The following is a 26,674-nucleotide window of genomic DNA, read 5'->3' on the forward strand; positions in this document are numbered from 1 at the left end:
ATCGCTGATCTCCCGGCTGTCGGGATCATTGAATCAGCGGTTTAGTCCCTCGGCAAGGGGAGTTTTTCAACAGAATACACCCCAAATCAGACATTCGAGCAACGCTGCAAATTACCGGAAAGCGGACGTTCTGACGAGCGCGGGCTAAAAGCTGGATTAGCGTTTACACAGGGGATCGGTAATGGTGTCCTATGCGCTCCGGCCAGGCTTCAGACCGCCCCCTGTGATCGTCCTGCCGATGTTCTGCAAAATTGGATGGTTCCACTTAATGATGTCGTAGCCGAGATATGGGCTATTTCCGCCTGAGGTGAGGTGATGTGATTTGATGTGATGAAAAGCAAACGCAGTGTCCGCTTCGAGTTGAACATGCACGCGGCCTGTCGCGTACCCGCCACCCCCATGTCCGCCATCATTCTGAATCTTTCCGTCGACGGGTGCCGCGGGCGCTCGAGGTGTTTTTCGCTAAGCCGCGGTGCGACGATCATCATGAAGCTCGCATCGGGCGACGAAATGGCCGGCTAGGTTGTTTGGGCCGATCGGGAGGAGTTCGGAGTCCAGTTTTTTGAGCCGATGCCGACCGACACGGTCGCGCGTCTCAGCGCGGAACAGCCTGACAGAGGCTCGTTGCCGGATCATCGGGACCATATCCCCGTACCCGACTTCGAAGTGAAGCTGGCGCCGGATTAATCGATCTTTGTGCGGTACGACAGTGTGAAGGACGTGGGGGTACCACTTGGGGCCGCGGCAAATGCACCCTTCAATCGAACTCGCATCCGCGTGACGTTTCCGTCGAGCTGCTGAGCATCGGCTACCGGCGTGTACGTCCACGTCGCACCGTTGTCGCTCGAAAACTCCAGGTCGTCGGTCGTGCTCGATAGCGACGTGAAAGTGTACGTAAGCGATGACGGAGGCGTTCCGTTGGTGAATTGAACCGGACCGCTCGATCCCCCGCCAATGTCAGCGACCGACAATTTGGTCGACGCAGGAACCGCGAGGATCACGTCGACTGTGTTAGAATCGGGCGCTCCGGTTCCGCTGTTCTGGACGGTCGTCGAGTGTGTAACCACTGCACCCGGGATATCCAGCGGATTGACGGTGCCGCGAATCGGGTCGTTGAGCGGCGCACTCGTCAGCGTCGCGCTGATCGTCGGCGATCCGCCCGAATTGATTGGGACTGCGACGATGCCCCAGGCATCCTTCTGGGACAGGTTCCAGGTGAGCGTGTTAGTTGCAGCGCCCGCCTTGGTGCTGCCTGCGCCGATAAGACCTGCGCCGCCCGTTCCGTTCGCGATCGACCAGAGCGCGGTCTGTCCGGGATCGGCAGTCGCGTAGGTCGTGTCGCCATTGGTGACGATACCGCCAAAAATAAGTTGCGTCGCCGAGCCGGCAAGGGAAATCGATGGCACAAAGTGATCGCCGAGAAGTGTCGCTGGGGTTCCCCAAGGAGCCGATTGGTTGACGCCAAAAAAGCTTGTGACACCGATCACCGATGGGCGCGATTTGGTGAGGGTGACAACAACGTTGTTCGTGCCCATCGCCGGTGCGACCCTACCCCAGACTTCGATGGCGCCGTCGCCGCCCTTGCCGCGCGTAAGGGCGATCAGTGTCAGCGGCTGCCCGGCATATGTCACCGTCGAAACGTCGGCGTCCTTCTCCGCGATCGCCACCGTGACTAGGATCAGGCGACTGGACGACGAACCCACCGTATGGGTGAAGGTGACTGTGCTGCTGTTGACTGAATTGGTCGATACTGCGTCGACGGTCGGCTGGGCCAGAACAGCTCCAGAATGAAGAGCCACGAGCGCCAGCAGGAGGGCCCCCACGGCTCTGCAGAACATCTTCAGTCTCGGGGTGAACATCGTGGTCATCTCCGCCTCCCCAAGCCAAGAAACGACAGGCTTTCGGAATCGAACTTCATGCGGATGCTGGCGAAGAGGCCCTTGTCGGTCTCACGAGCCTCAGAGAAGTCGCGGTCACGAAAGCCCGTCATGTTGTATCCGAGCGTCACTAGTGTGTTGTCCGCCGGCGTGAAGCCGATCTGCGGTCCGATTGCGAAACTGGTTGTTCCGTCGCTAACGTTCGCCCGGATCGTTGCCGAGCCGCCGATCTCGAAGCGCTCGCCGATACCAAGGCGGGCATCGAGCCCGCCGAGCAGTGTCGTACCCGCAAGGTCGAAATCCTCGATCCGGTCGAGATTGCGACGAAGGCCCAGGAACATTCCGGGCTCCGAACGCTGGTAAAGTTGTCCGTTCCGTACGGTGTAGGGCGACCAATTGGTCGAAAGGCTCGCCAGCAGCCGCTGCGACTTTGCATCGCCACCGACGGTCACCGCGTTCGATCCAACAGGACCTGGCTCACCAAGCACGGCACCTGCGACCCGGTCGCTGCGGTACTGGAGCTTGCCAAGGAAAGAAATTTCTGATCCCGACGGCCGATATGCCAACGCGAGGGCGGCATCCATGATCTCGCTGGTCGCCGCGTCGTTGGCGGTCGCCTTGGTCCAAGTCCCGCCGCCGCCAACCACGACGCCATCCGCCAGTTGCCGGATCACGCTCGCGGTCACGCCCTTGCGGTCGACGCTCTCCCCGTCACGATATTCGCCCCGGACGGTGGCCGACCATGCATCGTGCCGCCACGAGCCGCCAAGGGTAATGGCGGTGAAGTCTTCGAACAAAGACTGTTCCGAAACGATATGGCCGCCGCTGGAAAGCGGATGGTCAGGATTGACGAGTTCGCCGCGGTCGAAGCCGCCCAGTTCGCGATTGCCGTCGATGGTCGCATCGATCGTCAGGCTCGGCGCAACGGGCAGGGTCTGGGCAAGACCGAAGGCAGCGTAAGTGCGCTGGCCGGACTCGTCGATCTGGCGACCCACAGAAGTTAATGCCCGGCTGCCCTGCCACGGGGTCAGTTCGAACCCGGCATTGAACGTGCGCGCTTCAACGGTGTCGCCCCTGGCGATCTCATAGGTGCCGACCGCGCGGGCCCAATCGGTCACTGCATAGCTCGCGCGTAGCCTATGGCGTTCGGGGAGGTCTGCCGATTCCGTCCCATCGATCGCGACGCTGCTGGTCGCGCTCAGTTCGAGCTTGTTGCCGAGCAGTCGCTGCGAAACGCCAACCTCGACGACGGTCGAATCTCGGTTGGTGCCATCGGAGAGCTTGTCGGCGAATTTGGCGATGCCGAGCCGAGCCTCGGTCTGGCCAGTCCGATAAGTGCCCGTAGCCTGGACCGCCTGGCGACTGGAGGAATCGACGACGCTGTCATCGTACCATGCACTGAACACGTATGCGATCTTCTGGCTCCCTTCGAGCCGCGCGTCGAAGCCGAACTTGCGACGGCCGACCTCCGCACCCGAAACTTGTCCGATCCCGAAATCGGCATCGACCGAGCGGACATAGGCTATGAGGTCGACTGCGCCCGTCCGATGTTCAGCTTCGACGAGCCAGGCTGTCGCCTCCCTACCGTCCTTGCGGCTGACCGCGAGTTCGGCGCGGATCTCAGTATTGTCGCCGATGCGTGCCCGCAGATCGACCGCCGCCAACTCGGTGCGGAATTCTTGACCCTTGTCGGTCAGGACCGTCGCACCGAAACGCAGGACGTCTTCGCCGAAGGTGTAATCGATCCGCGCACCAGCGTTCCACGCCGAGGAGGCTGAGGCTTCGAACACCTCGTAATCGATAACGATGAACTGCGGATTCAGATCGAAATCGCGGCTGAGAACTGGCTGCTTGAAACTGATTGTGCCCGCAAGAAGGTCGATATCGTAGTCGAGGAACCGGACCAACTCGCGGCGGGACACCACGATTTCAGATCGGAAACGGTCGCGCACCTCGATCGAGACGACTTCGGAATTTGCAAGGATATCGCGGTCGCGCAGCTGATACGGGCCGGAAAGGCCATTGCCCTGGATCTCGTCGTGGCGGTGGCGGCTGGCAACCTTCGCGGCGAACGCCTGACCATGGACCTTGCCGACACGCCCCTCGACCTTCGCGCCCGTGGCGGTGCGCCGATACTGAGCGAGGACCGTCTGGTCGAAGCCGGTCAGGAAGTCACCGTAGAGCGCGTAGAACGCCTTCGTTTCGATCCGGACATAGAGCTTTTCGCGGCCGGCGGCATCGAAGCGGCGGTCCGATCCGTCGGCGAACACGGTGTAGTATGCTTTGGGATCGATCGCGCCGAGAAGGCGCTGGTCGTCCTTCTGCTTCGCGCTGTCGTATGCCAGCGTCATGAGAAACCGACCGAGCACGCTGCCCTTGGCATATAGCGCGACCCGGGCGTCGTCACCGAAGTCGCTGTCGAACTCGCCGGTCCGCTCCATGTTGTCCGCGACGCTCTTCGCGCCGATCGATCCTTCGGCAAGGCCGATGATGGTCCAGTCGAGGTCTCCCGGCACCACCCAACTTTCGAGCTCTTGGCGGCGCTGGACACCGCCGTCGGCGAACTGGAAGTCGAGTCGTAGTGGTCCGCTCACCATCTTCGGCGCGAGCTCGATCAGGGCAACGCCCTTGTCGCCCTCGATCGTCCAGTTGGCCGATGCAGAGCCGCGTCCGGTGAGCTGGCCGAGCTGCAACTGGTCGAGCATGGCCGCACTCTGGAATGGCTCGCTTACGGCGAAGGTCCCGGTCACCCCGGCGCGGACCGGACGGCCGCGGCGGTCGGTGAACTTCACTGCCACCACCGGACGGCTCTTGCCGTCGGCGACGAGATGCGAACGAGTCTTTACCAACTCCGCTCTCCACGGCGCCGACACGAATTGCACATCGCGTACGAGCTCGGTGGCGACCGTTCCGTCGGGGTTGCGCACGATCGCGCGCAACACGGTCTGGCGCTGGGTCAGCGGGATCGCGCGCCAGGCGGAGACGGCATAGGTGCGGTTGGCCGATACCTTGGTGCCGTCTAGCGCAAGAGCGCCAACCGCCTTGCCGCCGGCAAAGAGCTCGATCTTCTGGCCGGCCCTGTGCCGAATGACCACCCGAACGGCAGGCGAACGGGGATTGTGATCGACATTGGGAAACAGGAACTCGGTCGGGCCATCACCCAGCGCCATCCAGTCGGTCTCCGCACCAGATGCCGCCCGTGAATTAACAGTATAGGTGGGGGCAGGGGCAGCGGCATCTGTGGGACCTCCATCCGCCGCAGGAACCTCCGCGGCTTGCGGGGAGCCGGGCACGACCGCATGGAAATCGGCGACCGCAAGGCTGCCGCCCTGGCCGCTCACGAAGCGCGAGATGGCGCTCCCGGCGCTGCGGGTGGAGCGGTGACAGTCGACGAAATGCCCATCTCCCGGAAGCGTCTGAGTCTGGGCCTGCACGACATGGGTGCCAGGCACCACGCCGTCGAAGTGATAACGTCCTTCGCGGTCCGTAATCGCGAAGCTCCCGTCTTCGAGCATGACCCGCACACCGGGAATGCCGACCACGGGACCTTCCTGCCGGCAATCACCGAGCATCACCCGGCCGGTGATAGTCATACGTGAAATCAATTGGTTATGTTCGATTACTACCGAAGATTCTACGTCGGTACGGGTGCCGGATGCATCGATAACGGTGGCGTGGTTGACGGCCTGTCCGGGGGCAGCGTCTTCGCGGACGACCATTGCGTAGGTCACGCGCACCGAACCGTTCGGCGGTATGCTCCCAAGCGCTGCCGTGAAGCCGTGACCGTCGATCGACGCCGAAACGACGCTGGGCTTCGCCTGGCCGTTGATCCGCAACGATTCGGGGCGAAGTCTGAGCGCGCGCGGCGCACTGTCCGCCAGCACGATATCCGTCTTCGCGCGGGTTGGATCGGGGTTGCGAACCGTGACGCTATAGAACACCGCGTCGCCCGGTTCCGCGCGTGGGCGGGAGGCGGACTTCGTGACAGCGAGGGGAACCTTGGGTCGGTCTACCGGAATGTCGATTCGTACGGGCGTGATCGAGGTCAGCGCGAAGCTCCCCCCATAGGACGCGTCGTTGATCGTCAATGCCGATCCGTCGGAATGACGAAAGTTCGCGAAGTTCGACGACGAAACCGTTGAAGGTGCGGAATACGGGGAGGGCGGGGCGACGATAATCCGATAGTTGCCTAGCGACGCATTGGGGAATCGGTACTCACCTGGTCCCATGGGGTGGGACACGCCCGCGCCGTCGACAATCGGCGCACCCGTGACGACACTGGAGGGCCAGGGGGTTACGCCATCGTCGGCGAATACGGTCGCAGGCGCACCTGATTGCGCGTCCACGAGCGAGACTCGCGCGCCCGAAACCGGGGTGCCGTCGTCGCTGTCGAAAACAAGCCCGTACGGGTCTGCCAGGATGGCGACGAGTGTGGTGGCCACCGGCGGAAGACCCGTTCCACCCCCAACCGCGACTTCAACCAATTCCTCAGGTTCGACACTCAACCTGCAGTCATTTCTAGATTTGCTAACTGTCGATGCTAACGTATTGATTGACCCTGTAAAAATTCCCGTATCTAAACCTGTTTCGAGGATAGCGATGACTTCTCTGTCACCACGCGCGCCGGTGATGGTCACGCTCACGCTATCGGCAATTGAGGGATTGAGATTTGCGGCGGGCGCCCAGAAGCGAAGAATTAGCACTTCACCGATCGCGAGAGTGCTCGTTCGAGCCGAAGCGACGTTGATAGCGCCTCCGGATTGGCCGGCAAACACGAACAACGGATTGCCGCCGCATTGGGAGGGTGAGATCGAAAGCGGGGCTGCGTTATCGACCGGATGATAGGTCTCGATCTCGGCCGGTTGCGGATCGACATCGATATCGATCGTATTGGAAAGTGCCGATCTCGCAGCACCTTCCTGCGACCAGCTCACACGTGCCGTGTTGGAAATCGTCTGTGCATTCACAGGACCCGCAAACAGCAACAGCGCCCAGATGAGCGCTGCTGCCATTTCGAGGATGAAGGCCCACGGACGCATGCGATTACTCAGTCACCGATCTCCCAGCCGTTGATCAGTTGATCGTCGCTTGGAATCGAAGAGTTCTCGTTTCCGTCGCCGCAATCGAAGCGAAGGTGTTGCTCACCGTCGTAGTCCCCGCGTTGTAGTTCGCGGCGTCCGATCCGGCCGATCCGCCGCTCGACGTACAAGTGTCGGGAGCGGAGAACGCACCGTCGAGGTAGACACTTCCCGAAACGAAGGTCATTTCGGTCGGCACCACATCGCTGAGCGCTACATCGGCCGCGGTGGCGGCGCCCGACGCGTTCGACACGACGATGCAGTACTCAACCACAGCTCCGGGGATGGAGCGTGGGTTAGTGCTACCAACAGGATCGCTGACCACACGGCTATACTTGTTGACCGATAGGAGAGCACCCGCGACTTGGTAGTCGCTGCGAGCCGCGTGCTGGCCGTTATAGGCCGTATCGCCGCTGGGGGCGTAGGCCGCGTCGGCGAAGACCGTTTCCATCGTCGTCTGGCCGTTTGCCGTACCAGGCGGGGTCTGCGAAATGGCCGAACCTCCTGAACCGGCGACTGTACCGCCGATTTGGCTGGCGCCGGATGCTGCTGTCGCCGTCAGGACTACCGTCGCGATGCTGCCGTTCGTGGGCAGCGCTGCCGGCGGACCCGCGCTGAGGACCATGTCGGCCAGGACATAAACAGTCGCGGTGTCACCCGAGGCGATTCCAGCGAGTGCGCCTGCTTGGGTATCGTCCGTCTGCCAACCCGGCGTGCCGTTCGTTTCGACGTAGACGCGCACGTTGGCGCCGTCGAAGCTGTCCGACCCGCTGAACTGCGCGCTGCCGCCCGACTGGTTCGTCGCGGCAAGCAGGAAGTCGAGCGTGGCGTTCGAGTTGTTGGTGACCGTGAAAGTCGTGACCGCATCGGTCTGACCAGGCGAAACGCTTACGGCCGATGCGTCGGTCGTCGCCACAGTCACGTTGACCTTGCGGTCGACCTTGAACGTGTCCGTAGCCGAAACCTGGGTCTGGCTGACCCCGCCGACCTTGTAGTCGACCTGGACGGTATTGGTAATGTCGCTGCCAGCGGCAGTCCCTACGGGGGCCGCTTGAACGACGGATGGTGCTACGGCCAGTGAGATGCCACTAACCGCAGCGAGCCATTTGCTCCTGAGCATCATAGTCGTGATCCATCTGCATGCTCGCTCTCGATCCCCCGCCCGCGAGCTGTGGGCGGCATTTATCTCTTCCGCGCATCATCGAACGACCGCGAAATAAGTCAGCGAACCCTGCGCTCCCGGTGCAATCCTCGCGAGGGTCCAGCGAACGTGAGTCACGTCTGCCAGGGTCGCAGGCCGCGATCCGGAGTCGCCATTGGCGACTTCCAGCGAAGCCAGATGCCCGTAAGTCTTTCCTCCATCGACCGAGACATCGAAGGATCCGTCTTCGGCCAGCATCACCGCGCTCGGCAGTGGATTGGTGACTACGAAATCTTCGGCCGGCTCGGCGCCGGAATTGATGTAACGCGTCGAGAACGCGAGTCGGTCGCCGGGAACGACCCGGGTCGGCTCCTGCAGTTCCTCGTGCTTCTCGTCCCCTTCGCCGACGACCCGCACGACCTTGACATCGCCCTTGAGTTCAACCGACTGCGGCTGCGCAAGCAGGGGAGTGCCGGGAAAGGCCACAAGAATCATCGAAGCAGCTGCAAGAAGATGCCGTTTCACGCTGATTTTCCTCACTTATCGATCGTTACTTTGAACGAGACGGTGTAGCTGGATCCGGCTGCCGCATTGCCTACGACAACCGAAATGCCAGCAGCGCTCAGCTCACCGGCATCCATATCTGCGGCGTCGGTCAGTGACACGCCATCGAGCTCGATGCTGCCGGGCAGGTACGTCGTGGACGACGACAGTATTCGCAGGCGCAGGTGCGTCCGGGGTCGATGCGGTCGTGGGCCTATCCGGCGGTCAGGCGATCGCGACGGGTGCGGTCATGGCGTCGCTCGCCAGCGTCACCCTCGTGAAATCGGCAAGCGTTGAGCCGGTGCCGGTCGCAGCTTGCGCGGTCAGCTGCAACTGGCTGTTCTGACCGTCGGTTGCACTCGCAGGCACGAGCGCGACGACGAGGATCGCGATCGAGGCGTCGGCGTCGAGCGACGGCGTGGCCGCGCCCCCGGGGATCACTGTGTCGATCCCGTCGTCGTAGACGCCGTTGGCATTCGTATCGATTGCGATCTTGTCGACTATGAGGTCGAAATCGTTCCCCGCCACTGCCGGCTCTGCCACGAGATTAAAGGTCTCAGGTCCGTTGCCGGTATTGCTCAGGAGGAAGCGGAGAACCACGTCGCCGCTAGAGGTGATCGGTCCACCGTCCTGAGAGGCCAGGGCCGCGTCGAGAGTCTCATTGACTGTGATCGAAACGATGTTTGAGTCGACCGTCTGAGTCACGCCATTGTGCGTGAAACTTGCGGTGGCAGTATTTTGGATCACCGAACCGGCCGGCACGCCTTCCGCGCGGACGGAAACCGCGCACAGTGCGGCCGCACTTGCGGCCGACAGCAAAAGACAGTGAACAGGGCAGAACTTCATCCGGCCCAAACTAAACGGTATAGGTTAACGAATCTCACCCAGTGGCTAACAGAGGCCTAGGGATCTGTATCTATTAGGGAATCGGTCAAAATCACGAATTCGGCGAGGGGGGGGCAGCGTTTCGTGGAAGCGGATGGTAAGGCTTCAGGACGCTCCCAAATTAGACGCAACCCCGACAAGACAAACTATCTCGGTTAACGGCAAGCCGTCCGGGCATTAGATTTTGAGTGACATGCCAAGAACTTCGCAAGGGCGGAGTTGCGGATCGAGGGGATCAGCGGCGGTCTGCGCCATCGGCCGTGTACAGTTATGTCCAGACGCATGTCGCGTAGCGCCTTCGTCAGCGTAATGTCATGTCGGACAGCGTCTTTCCGCGCTTCGTGCCACAGAAGACGAGGTCGCAGTTCTGTCTCTGTGCACCTTCATGCGCTCGAACAGCGCCAGCGCCGGCACGGGAAGGGGAACGACGTGCTCGCGTCCCGCCTTCATTTTACAGCTCGCCTTGTGCTCAGTACGGAGCAACTTGGCGGCTTCGCGAAACGTGGGAATACCGGCCGCCTTGCGCCGCTCAGCAACGGGATCGATGCCCGATTGGATCTGCTCTCTGACAGACTGGGCTCTTTCGCGAGCCAGGTTCAGGGGAACCTTGCTGGCGCTACCCAAGGCGATATCGCGTCGCCGACCGTCTTTCTGGCCCCGAACCATCCAACTTTTTACGCCGCCCTTGCCGACTAGCAGGAAAAGTCCGTCGCCGTCGCCTTATCGCCTCGGCCTACTCGCCGCCTTGACAGTGGTGACTGTCAGACTGCCCATTAGTCAGTCTCCCACACTTTCTCCCGCGCCATCTCGCAGCTAGCGGCGAACGGCCAGAAACGGAGGGACACGGATAAACGGCTAAGTACTGCTACGTTAGCCACCTCAACGGGTCGGTTAAGAAATAGGGAAGTGGCGGACAGGGTGGGATTCGAACCCACGGAGAGCTTGCACCCTCGCTGGTTTTCAAGACCAGTGCCTTAAACCGCTCGGCCACCTGTCCGTCGAACCGAGCGGCTAGCGAGCCGAATGGCGCTTGTCACGAACCCTTTGCGGTTTGCACCGTTACCAAGGCTATGCGACACAAACCCATGCGCCTGAAACCGTTTGGCTACGCCGCCGCTTTGCTTGCTTCCATCCTCGCAACCCCGTCTCATGCACAGGACCTGTCGTTCGACGCCTACCTGCAACTGCTGATCGCGCGTGCGCGTGCGGAAGGGGTGAGCGAGCCGACGATCCAGCGGATGACATACGACCTCACGCCGAACCCGCGGGTGATCGAGCTCGACCGGGGCCAGCCGGGCACCCCGACGAGCAGCGGATCCTTTCCGCGCCTGCAGCCCTACCTCGACGATCATGTCGACGCCGCGCGCATCAACGGAGGACGGCGGAACTACCAGGCGCTCGGGCCACTCGCCGCGCAGATCGAGTCGAAATACGGCGTACCAGCCAATGTGGTCGTCGCAATCTGGGGGCACGAAACGAATTACGGCAGTTACACCGGCAATTTCGACCTCGCGCGCAGCCTGGCAACGCTTGCATGGGAAGGGCGCCGGCGCGAGCTGTTCGCGACCGAGTTCGTCGACCTTCTCAAGATCGCTGACAAGGGCGTCAGCCGCTCCACGCTGAAGGGCAGCTGGGCCGGCGCCTTCGGCAATCCGCAGTTTCTGCCCAGCATCTACCTGCGGCTTGCCCAGGATGGTGACGGCGACGGTCACCGGGACATCTGGAACAGCCGTGCAGATACGCTCGCCTCAATCGCCAATTACTTCCGCGATGCGGGCTGGCGGCGGGGGCAGCCTTGGGGGGTGCTCGCCCGCGTCCCCCCCAGCCTCGATTGGGCAGCGCTCAAGTCGCCGATGAACGCGCCGGTGTGCAGCCGGGTGCACGAACGCCACAGCCGCTGGATGAGCGTGGGCGAGTGGAAGCAGCTCGGCGTGCAGCCGCTCGTTAACCTCCCGGACGATGTCACGGCGTCGCTGTTCCAGCCAGACGGCCCCGGCACCAGGGCTTGGCTGTTAACCGCAAATTATCGGGTCATCCTCGAATATAACTGCTCGAACTACTACGCGATGAGTGTGGGGTTGCTTGCAGATGAGATTGTCCGTTGAGGCCGGTTGCCGGCAGTTTCTCGTTGGCCTGACCGCCACGGCGCTCGCGGGTTGCGGGCTGGTCGGGGGCGGTAACCACCCGGACATGGCGACCGCAATCCAGCCTGCCAGATCCGGCCCGGCAGCGGATTACCCGATGGTTCTGGGCGATCCCTACACGATCGATGGGGTGCTCTACACCCCGGTCGATACGCTCAATTACGATGTAGTGGGCTACGCCGCGGTCGCCGGTGGCGAAGGGATCACGCTTGCGCACCGGACCCTGCCGCTGCCGAGCTATGTCGAGGTAACCTCGCTTGCCAGCGGAAAGACGATCCTCGCCCGCGTCGAGCGGCGCGGGCCAATGACCGGCGACCGCTTCGTTGCCCTGTCGGCCGCAGCTGCCGCCCAGCTCGGGGCAGACGAAGGCGCTGCGGTCCGGGTTCGCCGGGTCAATCCGCCCGAGAAGGACCGGGCCGAACTGCGGGCGGGTCGCCCGGCGCCGGAACGCATGGAAACGCCCAAGTCCCTGGTCGAGGTACTTCGCCGCAGGCTCCCCGAATCGGGGGCTGCCAGTCTGCGCGCTCCGGTGCCGGACGTGGCCGCGATCGCCGCGGCGGTGACCGTTTCCCCCTCGGCGCCCTCTGTCACGCCGTCGTCGCGCGCTGTCGCGGGACCCCCCGCCGCTGCCAAATCGACCACCGCATTCCCCCTCCTTCCGCTCGCCGGCAGCGGCGAGGCGGCCAAGCCGGTCGTCGTCGCCCGTGCCGAAGCGGAACCTGCAGCGGCTTCCCGCGCAAAGGCGCCGTCTCCGAAATCTGCCGAGACAGCGCCGGTTTCGGCTGGAGAAGGCTTCGTCATCCAGGCTGCGACCTTCTCTGTTCGCGAGAATGCAGAAAAGGTCGCGCAGGCCCTGGGCGGATTCATCAGTCCGTCGGGCAGGTTCTACCGCGTCCGGACGGGACCGTTCGAGAACCGGGGACAGGCCGAAGCCGCGCTGGCTAAGGTTCGAGCCGCCGGTTATAGCGACGCGCGAGTCTATAGCGCAGGTTGACAGCCGCCGGCTTCCGCCCGGCGCGGGAGCATCGTTGAACACCCTCATCAAGTCACTGCTGGCCGCCGCCGCACTCTCGACGAGTGCCGGCGCGGCGAGCGCGGATCGCGCTCCGATCGAACCGCTGGTGCCACCGCCCGAGGTTCCGATCGCCCTCCTGGTGGACCTCTCGTCGGGCCAGACGCTCTACTCGCGCGAACCCGACCGGCGCTTCATGCCGGCGTCGATCACGAAGGTGATGACCGTGTTCACGGCCTTCGAGATGATCGATGCGGGCAAGATCTCGCCGAGCCAGGAGGTCATCTTCAGCGAGCCGACCTGGAACGACTGGCACGGCGTCGGCTCGACGATGTTCCTCGAGCTCAACCAGCGCGTGACGATCGACGCGCTTCTTCGCGGAATCACCACCGTCTCCGCGAACGACGGAGCGGCGGCACTGGGCGTGGGGCTGGCCGGTTCGCTCGACCGGTGGGTCGACAGGATGAACGCTACCGCCCGCTCGATCGGAATGCACGACAGCCATTTCGGGACGCCGAACGGATGGATGGACGAAGGGCGCACGTTCGTGACCGCGCGCGACCTGGTCACCCTGGCGACGGCGATGATCACGCGCCACCCAGACCTCTACGAGCGGTATTTTGGTCATAAGCGACTGAAGTTCAACGGTTTCGAGCAGCGTAATCACGACCCCGTGACCGGCGTCGTCGATGGAGCCGACGGGATCAAGACGGGTTTCACCAATCAGGCCGGTTACGGATTTCTGGGCAGCGCGGAGCGTGACGGGCGCCGGCTGGTGATGGTGATCGGGGGCGCGCCGACCTCGCGCATTCAGAAGCAATCGTCGCGCTCGTTCCTCGAATGGGGGTTTCAGGCTTTTGAAGGCCATCCCTTGTTCGCCGCGGGCACGGTCGTCGGCGAGGCGCGCGTGCAGGGCGGGGCGCAGAGGTCCGTCTCGCTGGTGGCCGAACGCCCGATCGGGTATGACCTGCCGATCGGCCAGACCGGAAAGGTCGAACTGACGATCCACTACCAGGGCCCGCTCCGCGCGCCAGTCGCCAAGGGCGAACAGGTCGCCGAGCTGGAGATCGCGGTCGAGGGCCTGCGCACCTCACGCGTTCCGCTCGTCGCCGCGAGCGATGTCGACGAAGCCAACCTGGCAGAGCGTCTGGTCAACGGCGTTGTGGCCCTGTTCTGATGATCCCGGGCAAGTTCATCGCGTTCGAGGGCGGGGAAGGGTGCGGCAAGTCCACCCAGGCCCGACTGCTGGTCGATGCGCTGGCCGGACGCGGGATCGACGCCGTGCTCACCCGTGAACCCGGCGGTACCCCGGGGGCGGAGGCGATCCGCCGGCTCCTGCTCGATCCGCCGGGCGAGGGGTGGGGTGCCGAAGCCGAGGCGCTCCTCTTCGCCGCCGCGCGCGCCGATCACGTCGCCCGGTTGATCCGTCCGGAAATCGCGAAAGGCCGCTGGGTGATCAGCGACCGGTACGTCGATTCGAGCCGTGCCTATCAGGGTGGAGCGGGCGGCGTCGGTGACGAGGCGGTGCAGGCCCTCCACGCGATTGGCAGCGGCGGCCTTCGCCCCGACCTCACGATATTGCTCACCGTCGATCCCGAAACGGCGGTCGCGCGGACCCGCGCGCGCGACGGTGATGCGGCCGACGCGATCGGGGGCCGGGATGCCGGCTATCACCGGACGGTCGGTGAGACGTTCGCCCGGCTTGCCGCGAGCGAGGACGAGCGGATTGCCGTGATCGACGGGGGCGCCGCGCCCGAAGTGGTCCACGAGGCCGTGTGGGGGGCGGTTTCACCGATCACGGGAATTGGCACGTGACCCTCATCGGTCACGACGCCGCCTGGCGCGAATGGCGGGACGGGCTCCGCGGAGAGCGGATGCATCATGCCTGGCTTCTCGCGGGCAAGAAGGGGCTCGGCAAGATGCGCTTTGCGCTTGCCGCGGCGCGCGAACTGGTTGCCGAACCCGGCATCCCCCAGCCCGAGGGCCAGCATCCCGACATCCTCGTTCTCACCAACCTGCCCAAGGACGAAAAGGAAGAGAAGAAGCGCGAGGACGGCAAGGAATACGAACTCGCACGGAACATCAAGATCGCGCAGGTCCGCGAAATGCAGCGCCGGCTGACCACCCGTCCCACGCTCGGCAGCAAGCGGGCGGTCATCATCGACCCGGCCGACGACATGGAAACCGGTTCGTCGAACGCGCTGCTCAAGAGCCTCGAGGAGCCGCCTGCAGGCACCTTCTTCCTGCTCGTCGCCCATCGCCCCGCCCGGCTGCTGCCGACGATACGGTCACGCTGCCGGCTGTTGCGCTTTCCCACGCTCGAAGATGCCGCAATCGCTCGCATCCTCGGCGAGCAGGCGCCGGAAGCCGATGCCGGGACCCGCGCCGCGGCGGTCGCGGCTGCGGCGGGCTCGCCCGGAGCAGCGCTCGAATTCGTCGCCCAGGATCTGGCGCCGGTCGATGCGCTGATGCGGCGGATCGTCGAGACCGGTGATCCCGACTTCACGCTGCGCGGCAAGCTGGCGGCAGAGATCGGCGCGCGGCCCGAACGCGCGCGGATCGCCGCAGTGCTGGACCTGGCCCGCGCGCGGCTGGCACAGATGGCGGCCGCGGCCCCGCGCGGCGGCCTGCCCGCGATTGTCGATGCCCATGCCGACCTCGTGCGTCTTTCCGCGCAGGCGCCGACACACAACTTCGATCCCGGCTTGCTGGTGATGCAGATCGGCGGCTTGCTCGCGTCGACAGCGGCGGCTAGCAGCCACGCCGATGCCTGAACCCTATTATCTTACCACCGCGATCAGCTATCCCAACGGTCGCCCGCATATCGGCCACGCCTACGAAGCGATTGCCGCCGACGTTATCGCGCGCGTGAAGAAGGCCCAAGGGTTCGACGTGCGGCTCGTCACCGGGACCGACGAGCACGGCATGAAGATGGCCAAGACGGCGCGCGAGGCGGGCCGCGACACGCTCGAATTCGCAAATGAAATGTCCGGGTATTTCCGTGATATGTGCGCTGCTCTTCATATCGATTACAGCGCGTTCCGGCGCACGACCGAAGAGCAGCACTTTGCGGCCAGTCAGGCGATCTGGAAGGCGATGGAATCCGCCGGCGACCTCTACCTCGATCGTTACGAGGGCTGGTATTCGGTTCGCGACGAAGCTTTCTACGGTGAAGACGAGATTGTCGAAGACGAGGGGGGTGCCAGGCTCTCGCCGCAGGGCACCCCGGTTGAATGGCAGGTCGAGGAAAGCTGGTTCTTCCGGCTGTCGAAATACCGTGATTACCTCATTGAGCTGAACGAGAGACCGGGCTTTCTCGAGCCGGAAAGTCGCCGGAACGAGGTGCTGGCCTTCCTCAATGGCAACGACCTGCGCGACCTGTCGGTCAGCCGGACGAGCTTCGATTGGGGCGTGCCGGTGCCCGGCAGTCCCGGTCACGTCATGTACGTATGGGTCGATGCGCTCACCACCTATCTCACCGGTATCGGCTTTCCGGACCGGGAAGGGGAGTTCGACCGCTTCTGGCCCGCCGACCTCCACCTCATCGGCAAGGATATCGTTCGATTCCATGCGGTCTACTGGCCGGCATTCCTCAAGAGCGCGGGTCTGCCCGCGCCCAAGGCGATCTTCGGGCACGGCTTCCTGCTCCACCGCGGCGAGAAGATGTCAAAATCGACCGGCAACGTTGTCGATCCGCTCGAACTCGCGGAACGATACGGGGTCGACCAGTTGCGCTATTTCCTGCTGGCAGAAGTGCCGTTCGGCAAGGACGGCAGCTTTTCCGCGGAGGCGATCGTCACGCGATGCAATGCCGAGCTCGCCAACAGCTTCGGCAACCTCGCGCAGCGCGTCTTGTCGATGATTTTCAAGAACTTGGACGGCGAACTGCGCAACGATCTGCCCCTGAACGAAGCCGATGAATTGCTGGCAAAGGCGGTCGGCACCGAAATCGACACGATGCGCCAGCGGTTCGAAAACTTGGCTTTCAGCGAGGGTATCGAGGCGTGGATGCGCGCGGTCTTCGCGTGCAACGCCTATGTCGACGACCAGGCCCCGTGGACGCTCCGCAAGACCGATCCCGAGCGGATGGCGGCCGTCCTGATGACCCTGGTTCGGCAGGTCCGCGATCTGGCGATCGCGATCCGGCCGGTCGTGCCGTCGAGCATCGACCGCCTGCTCGATCAGATCGGAATCGCCGCCGATGCCCGCGGTTTCGCCGCCCTGGATGACAAGGACTGGATCGCGCAGTTGGGCGCGTTCCGCCTGTCGCAGCCGGTGGGCGTGTTCCCGCGCCTCGAGATGCCGTCCGAGGAGGCCGCGTGAGGCTGATCGACAGCCATTGTCACCTCGAATACGAGGGCGTGGCCGAATACAGGCAGGGCGTGCTTTCCCGCGCGCGCGATGCCGGGGTGACCGGGATGCTCAACATCTCGACCCGCCGCAGCGAATGGGAAACCGTGGTGGGCACGGCCGAGCGCGAGCCTGATGTCTGGGCCAGCGTGGGAATCCATCCGCACGAAGCCGACCAGCACGCAGACCTCGGCCGCGACGCGCTGCTGGCGGCAACGTCACACCCCAAGGTCATCGGGATCGGCGAAAGCGGGCTCGACTACTATTACGACAAGTCCGATCGCGCGGTGCAGCGCGACCTGTTCCGGATGCACATCGGCGTCGCGCGCGAAACCGGCCTGCCGGTCATCATCCACACCCGCGATGCCGAGGGCGACACCGCGGCGATCCTTGCCGAGGAGATGCAGCAGGGCGCTTTCCCGGCCCTGATCCATTGCTTTACCGCATCTCGCGATTTCGCGAAGTCCGTCCTCGACCTGGGCTTGACGATCTCCCTTTCGGGTATCGTCACGTTCAAGAACGCGAAGGAACTGCAGGAAATCGCTGCAGACCTTCCTTCGGACCGGCTGCTGGTAGAAACCGACAGCCCGTTTCTCGCTCCGGTGCCGCATCGCGGCCGCCCGTGCGAGCCGGCCTTCGTGCGCGACACAGCGGCGTTCGTCGCAAACCTGCGCGCGGTGCCACTGGAAGACCTGGCGGAAACGACGACCGCCAACTTCTTCAGTCTTTTCACGAAAGCCGCGGCGTGAAGCTCATCATGCTCGGCTCGGGCACCTCAACCGGGGTGCCGCGGATCGGCGAAGACTGGGGCGACTGCGACCCCGCCGAACCGCGCAACCGCCGTACGCGGGTATCGATCGTGGTCGAGAACGCCGAAGGCAAGCGCCTGCTGGTCGACACCTCGACCGACCTGCGCCAGCAACTGCTCGCAAACGCCATTGAAAAGGTCGACGGCGTGTTCTGGACGCACGACCACGCCGATCACTGCCACGGGATCGATGACCTGCGGGTCATGCGTTATGACCGCTCGGGTCCGTTGCCAGGGTTTGCCGCCGACGAGACTGCCCGGCGCCTGCGCGCGCGCTTCAGCTATGTTTTCGCCGGCGAACACGGGTATCCGACGATCTGCGAGCTCAACACGCTTGAACGCCTACGGATCTTTGCCGGATTTGGCGTCTCGCATTGCCAGATGCCGCACGGGCCGGCGCAATCGACGGCATTCCGTTTCGACGCGGACGGAAAATCAATCGGTTATGCGACAGACTTCAGCGAAATTACCGAGTCCATGGTGGCGCTCATGCGGAAGGTCGACCTGCTTGTGGTCGATTGCCTGCGCCGCAGACCGCATCCGACGCACGCGCATCTCGCCATGGCACTCGAGTTCGCGAAGCGTTGCGGTGCGCGCCGCGCGGTCCTGACGCATCTCGACAAGTCGATGGATTACCGGACCCTGGCTGGCGAGGTGCCGGACACGGTCGAGGTTGGATACGATGGGCTGGAGATCGCGTTATGAACGAAATCAGCACCGTCCAGATCGTCGCCTTGCTCGGTTGGCTGCTGCTCGCCGGCAGCGCGTTCGCCGGTTATCGCCTGGGGTGGAAGGAAAGCATCCGGCTGGCGCTGCTATGGGCTGGCATATTCATCGCCGTGGGACTGGCGTTCTCGCTGGCGATGGGGTGAGAGGCCCAGGATGTATTTAACATAATATATATTATCATCGCACAATGTCCGACCAGCTCGACCGCCTCCTCGCCATCATGGCCACTCTCCGCGACCCGGAAAACGGTTGCGACTGGGATCGCGCACAGCGGTTCGAGACGATCGTCCCGCACACGATCGAGGAAGCTTACGAAGTCGCCGACGCGGTCGCGCGCGGAGACGTCGATGACATCCGCGACGAACTCGGCGATCTGCTGTTCCAGGTCGTGTTTCAGGCCCGCATTGCCGAGGAAGCCGGATTGTTCGATTTCACCGCCGTCGCGCGGTCGATCGCGGACAAGCTCGTGGCCCGCCATCCGCACATCTTCGCGGATGCCGAGGCGCCCGGCGCAGATCGCGACAAGCAGTGGGAAGCGCTCAAGGCTGCAGAGCGCGCCGACAAGGGCGCGACCAGCGCGCTCGACGGCGTTGCGGTCGCGCTTCCCGCGCTGATGCGCGCCGACAAGCTTCAGAAGCGCGCCGCGCGGGTCGGCTTCGACTGGCCCGACCGCGACGGGCCCGCCGACAAGCTCGCAGAGGAAATGCGCGAACTTGCCGAAGCCGATGAACCCGAGCGCTTCGAGGAAGCGGGCGACCTCCTGTTCGCCGCGGTCAATCTCGTGCGCGCCTACGGCATCGCGCCCGAGGACGCGCTGCGCGCTGCCAACGCCAAGTTCGAACGTCGTTTCCGGGCAATGGAAGAACGAGCCAAGGCTGATGCCGCCGACTTTGCCGGCCTCTCGCTCGACCGGCAGGAAGCCTATTGGCAGGCCGTCAAGCTATCGGAAAAAACGCTGGATTGATCCGGCCGGACGTTCACAGGGCCTCGAACTGGCCCCGCTCCTTGGGGTTGAGGCGGACCGCAAGCCGCCGCAACGGCCCTTCGGGCCCGGCACCGGCGTCAGCTTCCTCGATCACCTCGCCATGCGCGTGAAGCCAGGCGATCTGCCGGCCGGCGCTCGCCGGAAGGACGAATTCGTGAACGCGCGCGCCCCGGGTCAACTGCTCACCGAGCCGGATCATCAGCGCATCGACGCCCTCGCCCGTTTCGGCAGAAAGCGCGATCGTCATATCGTCAGCCTCGGCGGCGGCGCGCACGTCCGCAGCCACCTCGGCGGAGAGGAGGTCGATCTTGTTCCACACCTCGAGAATGGGAATCCCCCCTGCCCCCTGCCCCCTGTCATGCCCCTCGGTGACCCCGAGATCGCCGAGCACTTCGAGCACCTGGGTCTTCTGCGCCTGGGTCGATGGGTTGGCGATATCGCGCACGTGCAGGATCAGGTCGGCACCGGTCACTTCCTCGAGCGTCGCGCGGAATGCGGCGACGAGCTGGGTCGGCAGGTCGGAAATGAAGCCGACCGTGTCGGACAGGATCGCCTTTTCCACTCCCGGTAGCGAGATCGCCCGCATCGTCGGATCGAGCGTGGCGAACAGCAGGTCCTCCGCCATCACCTCCACCCCCGTCAACCAATTGAAAAGAGTAGATTTTCCAGCATTCGTGTATCCGACCAGCGCGATAACCGGCCAGGGCGCCCTCCCCCGCCTGTCGCGGTGGAGCTGCCGGGTCCTGCGCACGCCTTCGAGCTCCTTGCGCAGGCGCGCCATGCGCTGGCGGATCATCCGCCGGTCCGCCTCGATCTGCGTTTCGCCCGGCCCGCCGAGGAAGCCGAAGCCGCCGCGCTGCCGCTCGAGGTGGGTCCACGAACGCACGAGCCGGCTCTGCTGGTAGTCGAGGTGAGCAAGCTCGACCTGCAACCGCCCCTCCGCAGTTGCCGCGCGCTCGCCGAAAATCTCGAGGATGAGCCCTGTGCGGTCGATCACCTTGCGCTTCAGCCTGTCCTCCAGGTTGCGCTGCTGGATCGGACTGAGTGCGCCATCGACGATGACAAGTTCCGCCTCGTTCTGCTCGCACGCGATACCGATGTTCTCGACCTGACCGGCGCCGAAGAGCGTGCCCGGACGGACTTCGCGCACGGGGACAACCTGGGCCTCGGCCACGACAATGCCGATCGCGAGTGCCAGCCCGCAGGCTTCCTCGAGCCGCGCCTCGGGGGAAAGGTCGTGGTGCCGGCCCCGAACGTCAGGACATACCACGACGGCCCGCGCCCCGCGGGAGACTTCGCCAAGCAGGTTTTCGTCGAAACTCAGTCGCCGTCGCCTTCGAACTCGTCGGACAGGTCCACCGGGCTTGCCGGCTGGATCGTCGACACAGCATGCTTGTAGGCAAGCTGCACGTAACCTTCGCGTTCGAGCAGCATGCAGAACAGGTCATAAGCGGCGATCTTGCCCTGAAGCATCACGCCGTTGACGAGGAACATCGTCACCTGGACACCCGCCTCGCGCACGCGGCTGAGGAATACGTCCTGCAGCAGGCGCTGCCGCGCGTTCGAACCCTGGCTCGTGAACTGCGCCGCGTCGACCGGGTTCGACGGCATGATCGTGGATACGGCGTGCTTGTAGACCAGCTGCGACTGCCCGTCCCGCCGGAGCAGGATCGAGAAGTTGTCGAACCAGGTCACGATGCCCTGCAGTTTTACCCCCTTCACCAGGAACATGGTGACGGGAACCTTGTTCTTGCGCAGCAGGTTGAGAAACGCGTCCTGCAAGCTCTGCTGCTTGCCGCTCGAGGGCGGGCCAGACGATTCGTTTTCCTCGCTCGGGGGTTTCGGGCGCGCGGACAGCGTGCGGGATGTGGACACTTGCAACGTCTCCTGTTGTTGGCGGCCGCTTCTGCGGTCCGCAATCTGGCGCGTCCCTAAGGGGAACGCCGGAATCGCTGCCGAATATGGCGAGCCCGCCTCAATTCGCAAATGCTTTTGCTGCAACTGCGTTCCGCCATGTCGCGGTTCAATCCTCGTCGCGGCGCTCGCCCATCCCCAGCAGCTTGAGTTTCCGGTGGAGTGCAGACCGTTCCATGCCGATGAAGTTGGCGGTTTTCGAGATATTGCCCGAAAACCGGCGGATCTGGATGGTCAGGTATTCGCGCTCGAAGCTCTCGCGCGCTTCGCGCAGTGGAACGCCCATCAGCGACGATACCGCCCCGCCCCCGCCGATGCGGCTGCCGGTCACTTCCCCAGGCAGCATATCGGCCTCGATCGTGTCGAGCTTGTCGCGCGGGGTAAGGATGATCGTGCGCTCCACGACGTTGCGCATCTGGCGAACGTTGCCGGGCCAGTCGTAGGCCTGGAGCGCCGCGATCGCCTCCTGGCTCACCGTCGGGGCAGGTATTCCCTGCTCGGCCGCATAGCGGGTGAAGAAATGCTCGGCGAGCGCCGGGATGTCGTCGCGCCGCTCGGCAAGCGACGGGATCGTCACCGGCACCACGTTGAGCCGGTAGAACAGGTCTTCGCGGAAACGCTTTTCCTCCATCTCCCGCGCCAGATCGCGCGAGGTCGAGGAGACCACCCGCACGTCGACACCGACCTGCCGGTTGCCCCCCACCCGCACGAAGCTCTGCTCGGTCAGCACGCGCAGGATCCGCGCCTGGGTCGAAAGCGGCATATCGGCCACCTCGTCGAGATAGAGCGTCCCGCCGTCCGCCATCTCGAGCAGGCCCGGGCGAACGAGGCTGCCGTCGGCTTCCTCGCCGAAGAGTTCCTGCTCGAACCGCTCCGGCGTGATGCGCGCCGAGTTGACGATGACGAACGCGTTCTCGGCCCGCGGACTCCAGGCGTGGAGCAGACGGGCGGCGACTTCCTTGCCTGCACCCGCGGGACCGCTGATGAGGACCCGGCTGCCGGTGTTGGCGACCCGCTTCAGCGTGGCGCGCACGGCATTGATGGCCACCGAGTTGCCGGTGAACTCCTCACCCCTGGCAAAGCCCTCGCGCAGCCGGGTGTTCTCGCGCCGCAATCGCTCTGTCTCGGTCGCCCGCTGGACGAGCAGGAGCAGCTTTTCGGCCTCGAAGGGCTTCTCGATGAAGTCCATCGCCCCCCGGCTCACCGCGCTGACCGCGGTATCGATGTTGCCGTGGCCCGAGAAGATGATCACCGGCAGCTCGGGCTCGCGCTTCTTGATCTCGTCGAGCACCTCCAGCCCGTCCATCGGGCTGCCGTGGAGCCAGACGTCGAGCAGGACGAGGCTCGGCCGCCGCTCGTCGACCGCGGACAGCGCAGAGGTGCTGTCGCCGGCCGTGCGGCATTCGTAGCCTTCGTCGGACAGAACGCCGGCGACGAGTTCGCGGATATCGCGTTCGTCGTCGACGATGAGAATGTCGAGAGCCATCAGACCTCCATCCGTTTCATTCGGCCGCCACGGTTCCGCCCTGGGTGAGTGGATCGCGCGCGAACCGCAATGTCACGCGTGTCCCTCCCCCCCCGTTCGAAGCCCCGGCGAACGTCATGTCGCCCCCGTGTTCCTCGACGATCTTGTTCACGATCGCGAGCCCCAGACCGGTCCCCTTCTCGCGCGTGGTCACGTACGGTTCGACGATGCGTTCGCGGTCCTGCGGCAGCCCGACACCGTTGTCCTCGACGCTGACCGTGACGAAGTCGGACGTGGCGTTCATCGTCACGGCGATCCGCCCGCGATAATCGGGTTCGGCGTTGCGCGCGCGTGCCTCGATCGCCTCGGCTGCATTCTTGAGCACGTTGGTCATCGCCTGGCCGACCTGGTGACGATCGGCAGCAATCGTCACCGGCGCCTCTGCGTCGGTCGAGAATGCGAAATCGATTTCTGGATGCGCGACCTCCTGCAGGAACAGCGCCTGCTTGACGAGGTCGAGAGCATCCTCTGGCCGGAACACCGGTTTTGGCAGGCGCGCGAAGCTGGAGAACTCGTCGACCATCTTCCTGAGGTCGCCGACCTGGCGGACGATCGTGTCGGTCAGCTCGTCGAACAGTTCGCCGTCGCTCGCGATCTGCTTGCGATAGCGGCGCTTCAAACGCTCGGTGGCAAGCTGGATCGGGGTGAGCGGGTTCTTGATCTCGTGTGCGATCCGGCGGGCCACGTCGGACCAGGCTGCCTGGCGCTGGTCCAGGATCTGGCGGGTGATGTCCTCGAACGTGATCACCCGTCCATCGGGGGCATCGGCGACTTTCACCGCGAGGGTCAGCAATTCGCCGCCCTTCGACCAGTTGACGATCCCGCTGGCGAGGCGCGCATCGGCCAGGTTCGCCAGTTGGGGCGCGACTTCCGACAACTGGACCGCGGCGGGGACAGGGCCTTTTTCACCGAGCAGGAGTTCCTGTGCGGAGCTGTTCATCAGCAGCACCCGTCCATCGCGATCCAGTGTGACGATGCCGGCCGATATCGATTCGACAACCGCCTCGATGAACGCCCGCCGCTCGTCAAGCTGGCGGTTCGCGCCGAGTAGCGCGGCGGTCTGCTGCTCGATCTGGCCCGCCATCCGGTTGAACGCGCGGTTGAGCATCCCGATCTCGTCCGAGCCGGTGCGCCCCTCGACCCGCACGAAGTCGCCCGCGCCGATCTTGCGCGCTGCACCGACCAGTTCGGTCAGGGGCTCCACCTGCCGATCGGCGAACCGCAGCGCGAACCACACCGCTAGTCCCACCAGCGCCAGGCTGACGAAGAACAGCGCCAGGTTGAAGCGCAGCTGCAAGGCCCGGGCGCGCTTCGTCAGCACGTCGTACGCGCCGACCACGGATTGCGCCGTGGACCACTGGCTGAAGCCGAGCGATTCGGTATTACGCGCGTTGTAAAGATAGATTCCCGCCTTCGGGTCGATCGGCGCCAGCGCCTCGATCCGCATGGGGTTTCCGCTGACCACCACCGGCTCGCCGGTCGCAAGGCGGTTGGCGGCCGCCTGGGCGAACACCGTCGGCTGGTTCCCTTCGTTGAGATCGAACACCGCGGCGATGCGCATCGAACCGTCCGGCACGCGTTGGAGAATGGCGGATTCGTTGATCTCGCGCTGCTTCACCTGCAGGAAATAGATGTCGGCGAGGTCAGGATCGGTCAGCTTGAAGGACTGCAGGTAGTACTGCATGTCGCTCGCCATCGCGACTGTCTGGTTGGCCACCTGGACCTGGTTCTGCTCGTAGTAGCCCCGCGCCAGGTTGTTCGCGTTCTGCATCAGGCCGCGCGAATTGTCCGAGAACCAGAAGTCGACGCCCGACTGGAACAGAAACGCGGCGAACGCTGCCACAAGCAGCGTGGGTACCGCGGCGATCAGCGAGAAGAAGAACACCAGGCGCACGTGCATCCGCGCGGTCGTTCCCGCCGCCCGGCGCAGCGCGAGCCGCCGCCCCAGCAGCACCAGCAAGGCCATTGCCGGAAGCAGCGTGGCGATCAGCAGACCGGCTACCTTGCGCGAAGGCAGCAACTGGCCATCGGGCGGCGCGCTCGTGAACGTGTACCAGGTCGTCCAGACCATCGCGCCGAAGGCGATCGCGGCGACCACCTCGAGGATGAGGTAGAAGTTGGCCTTGCGGCTGGCGACGACGAAGCGTCGCCACCAGCGCGGGCTGCGACGGTAGGCGACGTCGGTCGGTCCCTGTTCGGAAGCAGCCATCGTTGCTGAGTTACAACGCCACTGTTGCAGAAATGCAAGTGATTTTAGGCAAACCGTTTCAATCCCGCCGAAGGCAGCCGTCAGGATCGATATCGAGATCGGTGAGCCGCTTGCGAAGCGTGTTGCGATTGATGCCGAGAAGGCGCGCGGCGCGAAGCTGGTTGCCGCCGGTTTCCACCAGCGCATGGATCAGCAGCGGCCGCTCGAACTGCGCAAGCGCATCGTGGTAGAGCTGGCCTTCGCGCATCGGCGCCACGCGAAGCCATGCCTCGAGCGCGCCTGCAAAACCCTGCGCGCGACCGTCCCCTGCCACCGATTCCGGCGTGCCCAGCACGGCTTCGACCGTCGCCGCGTCGATCGCCTCCTCGCGTGCGATCAGGGCAAGCCGGTAAATCGCGTTGCGCAGTTCGCGGACGTTGCCACGCCAGGCGAAGCGTTCGAGCGCCGCGATGGCGTCCGGTTCGATGCGCCGGCGCGGAAGTCCCTCACCCACCGCCTGGCCGAGGAAGTGGCGCGCCAGGGCGGCGATATCGTCGCGCCGCTCGCGCAGCGGCGGCAGTTCGATCGGGACGACGTTGAGTCGGTAGAACAGGTCCTCGCGAAAGGTCCCCGCGGCGATCATCGGGACGAGATCCCGATTGGTCGCCGCGACGATTCGCACGTCGACCACAATCTCCTGCCGCCCCCCCACCCGGCGGATGCGGCCCGATTGCAGCGCGCGCAGCAGGCGGGTCTGCGCCTCGAGCGGCATGTCGCCGATCTCATCGAGGAACAGCGTGCCTCCGTTGGCCTGCTCGAACTTGCCGATCGCCTGCGCGATCGCGCCGGTGAATGCGCCCTTTTCGTGCCCGAACAGCTCGCTCTCGATCAGGTCGTGCGGGATCGCCGCGGCGTTTACGGCGACGAACGGTCCCGACTTGCGGTGACCGAGCTGGTGGATAGCCTCGGCGACCAGTTCCTTGCCAGTCCCCGATTCGCCCAGGATCAGCACCGTCAGGTCGTTGCGCAGGACGCGCGTGATCATGCGGTAGACGCCCTGCATCGCCCGGCTGCGCCCGACGAGCGGCAATCCCTCTCCGCTTTCGTCGATCGGCACATCGCCCGGTTCGGCCCGCTGTCCCGCCGCCTGGCGGACCGCGCGCACCAGTTCGTCGAGATCGAAGGGCTTGGGAAAATATTCGAACGCGGCAAGGTCGCTCGCGCGGACCGCGGTGTCGAGCGTATTCTGCGCCGACAGCACGATGACCGGCATGGCGGGATGCCTGTCGCGCAACGCGGGCAGCGTCGCCAGGCCGTCGCCGTCGGATAGCATTACGTCCGTCAGCATGACGGCATAGGGTTCGCCCGCCAGGCGCACGTCGCGCGCGGCGATTCCGTCGACCGTGTCGACCGCAAAGCCTTCATCCTCGAGCGCGGTGACGATCACCGTCGCGATGCCGGGGTCGTCTTCGACGAGGAGAATGCGATTGGTCAT

The 26,674-nt window shown here is 64.5% G+C and carries 22 protein-coding genes, 1 tRNA gene and 1 pseudogene; 11 read left to right on the forward strand and 13 right to left on the reverse strand.

Annotated features, from left to right (window positions below):
- The first annotated feature begins 330 nt into the window (after window positions 1-330).
- Window positions 331-522 carry a hypothetical protein gene (locus N0B51_RS06485; RefSeq protein ID WP_259961498.1) on the forward strand — a complete coding sequence of 64 codons (192 nt, stop codon included), beginning with the start codon at window positions 331-333 and terminating at the stop codon, window positions 520-522.
- Between the two features lie 161 nt (window positions 523-683).
- Here the strand turns inward: N0B51_RS06485 and N0B51_RS06490 are convergent, their stop codons facing one another.
- From N0B51_RS06490 to N0B51_RS06525, 8 genes and pseudogenes are all read right to left on the reverse strand, one after another.
- Entirely contained in the window at window positions 684-1,868 is a 1,185-nt protein-coding gene (locus N0B51_RS06490) for a hypothetical protein (protein ID WP_259961499.1), read from the reverse strand.
- Complete coding sequence (locus N0B51_RS06495) at window positions 1,865-6,916, reverse strand: hypothetical protein (protein WP_259961500.1); 5,052 nt, start codon at window positions 6,914-6,916, stop codon at window positions 1,865-1,867. Before N0B51_RS06495 ends, N0B51_RS06490 begins: the two co-directional genes overlap by 4 nt.
- A gap of 34 nt (window positions 6,917-6,950) precedes the next feature.
- The gene (locus N0B51_RS06500; protein ID WP_259961501.1) at window positions 6,951-8,078 is read right to left on the reverse strand and encodes a hypothetical protein; all 1,128 of its coding nucleotides are present in this window, start codon (window positions 8,076-8,078) and stop codon (window positions 6,951-6,953) included.
- A 75-nt stretch (window positions 8,079-8,153) separates the two neighbouring features.
- Window positions 8,154-8,591, reverse strand: a complete 438-nt coding sequence (locus tag N0B51_RS06505; RefSeq protein WP_259961502.1) for a hypothetical protein — start codon at window positions 8,589-8,591, stop codon at window positions 8,154-8,156.
- A gap of 41 nt (window positions 8,592-8,632) precedes the next feature.
- Window positions 8,633-8,761, reverse strand: a complete 129-nt coding sequence (locus N0B51_RS06510; protein ID WP_259961503.1) for a hypothetical protein — start codon at window positions 8,759-8,761, stop codon at window positions 8,633-8,635.
- 103 nt (window positions 8,762-8,864) lie between these two features.
- The gene (locus N0B51_RS06515) at window positions 8,865-9,485 is read right to left on the reverse strand and encodes a hypothetical protein (protein ID WP_259961504.1); all 621 of its coding nucleotides are present in this window, start codon (window positions 9,483-9,485) and stop codon (window positions 8,865-8,867) included.
- 351 nt (window positions 9,486-9,836) lie between these two features.
- Window positions 9,837-10,229, reverse strand: a pseudogene (locus N0B51_RS06520) (Arm DNA-binding domain-containing protein); the annotation flags it as partial.
- Window positions 10,230-10,431: 202 nt separating this feature from the next.
- Window positions 10,432-10,521 (reverse strand) — tRNA-Ser (locus N0B51_RS06525).
- Window positions 10,522-10,609: 88 nt separating this feature from the next.
- On the opposite strand from N0B51_RS06525, the gene N0B51_RS06530 reads away from it, so the two are divergent.
- The 10 genes from N0B51_RS06530 to mazG are packed head-to-tail and all read left to right on the forward strand — an operon-like array spanning window position 10,610 to window position 19,531.
- Window positions 10,610-11,629, forward strand: coding sequence for a lytic murein transglycosylase (locus N0B51_RS06530; RefSeq protein ID WP_259961506.1), 1,020 nt, complete (start codon window positions 10,610-10,612; stop codon window positions 11,627-11,629).
- On the forward strand, window positions 11,613-12,662 hold the full coding sequence (locus N0B51_RS06535; protein ID WP_259961507.1) for an SPOR domain-containing protein: 1,050 nt from the start codon (window positions 11,613-11,615) through the stop codon (window positions 12,660-12,662). The genes N0B51_RS06530 and N0B51_RS06535 overlap by 17 nt, the downstream gene beginning before the upstream one ends.
- 34 nt (window positions 12,663-12,696) lie before the next feature.
- Window positions 12,697-13,857: a D-alanyl-D-alanine carboxypeptidase family protein gene (locus tag N0B51_RS06540; protein WP_259961508.1), complete on the forward strand. Its 1,161-nt coding sequence runs from the start codon at window positions 12,697-12,699 to the stop codon at window positions 13,855-13,857.
- Complete coding sequence (gene tmk, locus N0B51_RS06545; protein WP_259961509.1) at window positions 13,857-14,495, forward strand: dTMP kinase; 639 nt, start codon at window positions 13,857-13,859, stop codon at window positions 14,493-14,495. The genes N0B51_RS06540 and tmk overlap by 1 nt, the downstream gene beginning before the upstream one ends.
- Complete coding sequence (locus N0B51_RS06550) at window positions 14,492-15,454, forward strand: DNA polymerase III delta subunit-related protein (RefSeq protein ID WP_259961510.1); 963 nt, start codon at window positions 14,492-14,494, stop codon at window positions 15,452-15,454. The genes tmk and N0B51_RS06550 overlap by 4 nt, the downstream gene beginning before the upstream one ends.
- Complete coding sequence (gene metG, locus N0B51_RS06555) at window positions 15,447-17,003, forward strand: methionine--tRNA ligase (protein ID WP_259961511.1); 1,557 nt, start codon at window positions 15,447-15,449, stop codon at window positions 17,001-17,003. The genes N0B51_RS06550 and metG overlap by 8 nt, the downstream gene beginning before the upstream one ends.
- Window positions 17,000-17,779, forward strand: coding sequence for a TatD family hydrolase (locus N0B51_RS06560; RefSeq protein ID WP_259961512.1), 780 nt, complete (start codon window positions 17,000-17,002; stop codon window positions 17,777-17,779). Before metG ends, N0B51_RS06560 begins: the two co-directional genes overlap by 4 nt.
- Entirely contained in the window at window positions 17,776-18,543 is a 768-nt protein-coding gene (locus N0B51_RS06565; protein WP_259961513.1) for an MBL fold metallo-hydrolase, read from the forward strand. The genes N0B51_RS06560 and N0B51_RS06565 overlap by 4 nt, the downstream gene beginning before the upstream one ends.
- A complete protein-coding gene (locus tag N0B51_RS06570) occupies window positions 18,540-18,710 on the forward strand; it encodes a hypothetical protein (RefSeq protein WP_259961514.1) in 171 nt (56 codons plus the stop codon). The genes N0B51_RS06565 and N0B51_RS06570 overlap by 4 nt, the downstream gene beginning before the upstream one ends.
- A gap of 44 nt (window positions 18,711-18,754) precedes the next feature.
- Window positions 18,755-19,531 carry a nucleoside triphosphate pyrophosphohydrolase gene (gene mazG, locus N0B51_RS06575; protein ID WP_259961515.1) on the forward strand — a complete coding sequence of 259 codons (777 nt, stop codon included), beginning with the start codon at window positions 18,755-18,757 and terminating at the stop codon, window positions 19,529-19,531.
- 13 nt (window positions 19,532-19,544) lie between these two features.
- Here mazG and hflX read toward each other — a convergent pair whose 3' ends face one another.
- The 5 genes from hflX to N0B51_RS06600 all read right to left on the reverse strand — a co-directional run bounded on the left by hflX (window position 19,545) and on the right by N0B51_RS06600 (window position 26,674).
- Window positions 19,545-20,822: a GTPase HflX gene (gene hflX / locus N0B51_RS06580; protein WP_259961516.1), complete on the reverse strand. Its 1,278-nt coding sequence runs from the start codon at window positions 20,820-20,822 to the stop codon at window positions 19,545-19,547.
- Window positions 20,823-20,872: 50 nt separating this feature from the next.
- The gene (gene hfq, locus N0B51_RS06585) at window positions 20,873-21,427 is read right to left on the reverse strand and encodes an RNA chaperone Hfq (RefSeq protein WP_259961517.1); all 555 of its coding nucleotides are present in this window, start codon (window positions 21,425-21,427) and stop codon (window positions 20,873-20,875) included.
- A gap of 148 nt (window positions 21,428-21,575) precedes the next feature.
- Window positions 21,576-22,952: a nitrogen assimilation response regulator NtrX gene (ntrX, locus tag N0B51_RS06590; RefSeq protein ID WP_259961518.1), complete on the reverse strand. Its 1,377-nt coding sequence runs from the start codon at window positions 22,950-22,952 to the stop codon at window positions 21,576-21,578.
- A gap of 16 nt (window positions 22,953-22,968) precedes the next feature.
- Window positions 22,969-25,200, reverse strand: a complete 2,232-nt coding sequence (locus N0B51_RS06595; RefSeq protein ID WP_259961519.1) for a sensor histidine kinase — start codon at window positions 25,198-25,200, stop codon at window positions 22,969-22,971.
- Between the two features lie 58 nt (window positions 25,201-25,258).
- On the reverse strand, window positions 25,259-26,674 hold the full coding sequence (locus tag N0B51_RS06600; protein WP_259961520.1) for a sigma 54-interacting transcriptional regulator: 1,416 nt from the start codon (window positions 26,672-26,674) through the stop codon (window positions 25,259-25,261).

It is taken from the genome of Tsuneonella litorea (assembly GCF_025154015.1).
Classification (GTDB): domain Bacteria; phylum Pseudomonadota; class Alphaproteobacteria; order Sphingomonadales; family Sphingomonadaceae; genus Tsuneonella; species Tsuneonella litorea.

Bases quoted from the DNA above. Each gene is read 5' to 3' on its own strand.
- N0B51_RS06515 (WP_259961504.1), bottom strand. From the start codon at position 9,485: ATGAAGTTCTGCCCTGTTCACTGTCTTTTGCTGTCGGCCGCAAGTGCG.
- N0B51_RS06600 (WP_259961520.1), bottom strand. From the start codon at position 26,674: ATGACCAATCGCATTCTCCTCGTCGAAGACGACCCCGGCATCGCGACG.
- N0B51_RS06595 (WP_259961519.1), bottom strand. From the start codon at position 25,200: ATGGCTGCTTCCGAACAGGGACCGACCGACGTCGCCTACCGTCGCAGC.
- mazG (WP_259961515.1), top strand. From the start codon at position 18,755: ATGTCCGACCAGCTCGACCGCCTCCTCGCCATCATGGCCACTCTCCGC.
- metG (WP_259961511.1), top strand. From the start codon at position 15,447: ATGCCTGAACCCTATTATCTTACCACCGCGATCAGCTATCCCAACGGT.
- ntrX (WP_259961518.1), bottom strand. From the start codon at position 22,952: ATGGCTCTCGACATTCTCATCGTCGACGACGAACGCGATATCCGCGAA.
- N0B51_RS06570 (WP_259961514.1), top strand. From the start codon at position 18,540: ATGAACGAAATCAGCACCGTCCAGATCGTCGCCTTGCTCGGTTGGCTG.
- N0B51_RS06485 (WP_259961498.1), top strand. From the start codon at position 331: ATGAAAAGCAAACGCAGTGTCCGCTTCGAGTTGAACATGCACGCGGCC.
- N0B51_RS06530 (WP_259961506.1), top strand. From the start codon at position 10,610: ATGCGCCTGAAACCGTTTGGCTACGCCGCCGCTTTGCTTGCTTCCATC.
- N0B51_RS06535 (WP_259961507.1), top strand. From the start codon at position 11,613: ATGAGATTGTCCGTTGAGGCCGGTTGCCGGCAGTTTCTCGTTGGCCTG.
- N0B51_RS06490 (WP_259961499.1), bottom strand. From the start codon at position 1,868: ATGACCACGATGTTCACCCCGAGACTGAAGATGTTCTGCAGAGCCGTG.
- tmk (WP_259961509.1), top strand. From the start codon at position 13,857: ATGATCCCGGGCAAGTTCATCGCGTTCGAGGGCGGGGAAGGGTGCGGC.
- N0B51_RS06500 (WP_259961501.1), bottom strand. From the start codon at position 8,078: ATGATGCTCAGGAGCAAATGGCTCGCTGCGGTTAGTGGCATCTCACTG.
- N0B51_RS06495 (WP_259961500.1), bottom strand. From the start codon at position 6,916: ATGCGTCCGTGGGCCTTCATCCTCGAAATGGCAGCAGCGCTCATCTGG.
- N0B51_RS06505 (WP_259961502.1), bottom strand. From the start codon at position 8,591: ATGATTCTTGTGGCCTTTCCCGGCACTCCCCTGCTTGCGCAGCCGCAG.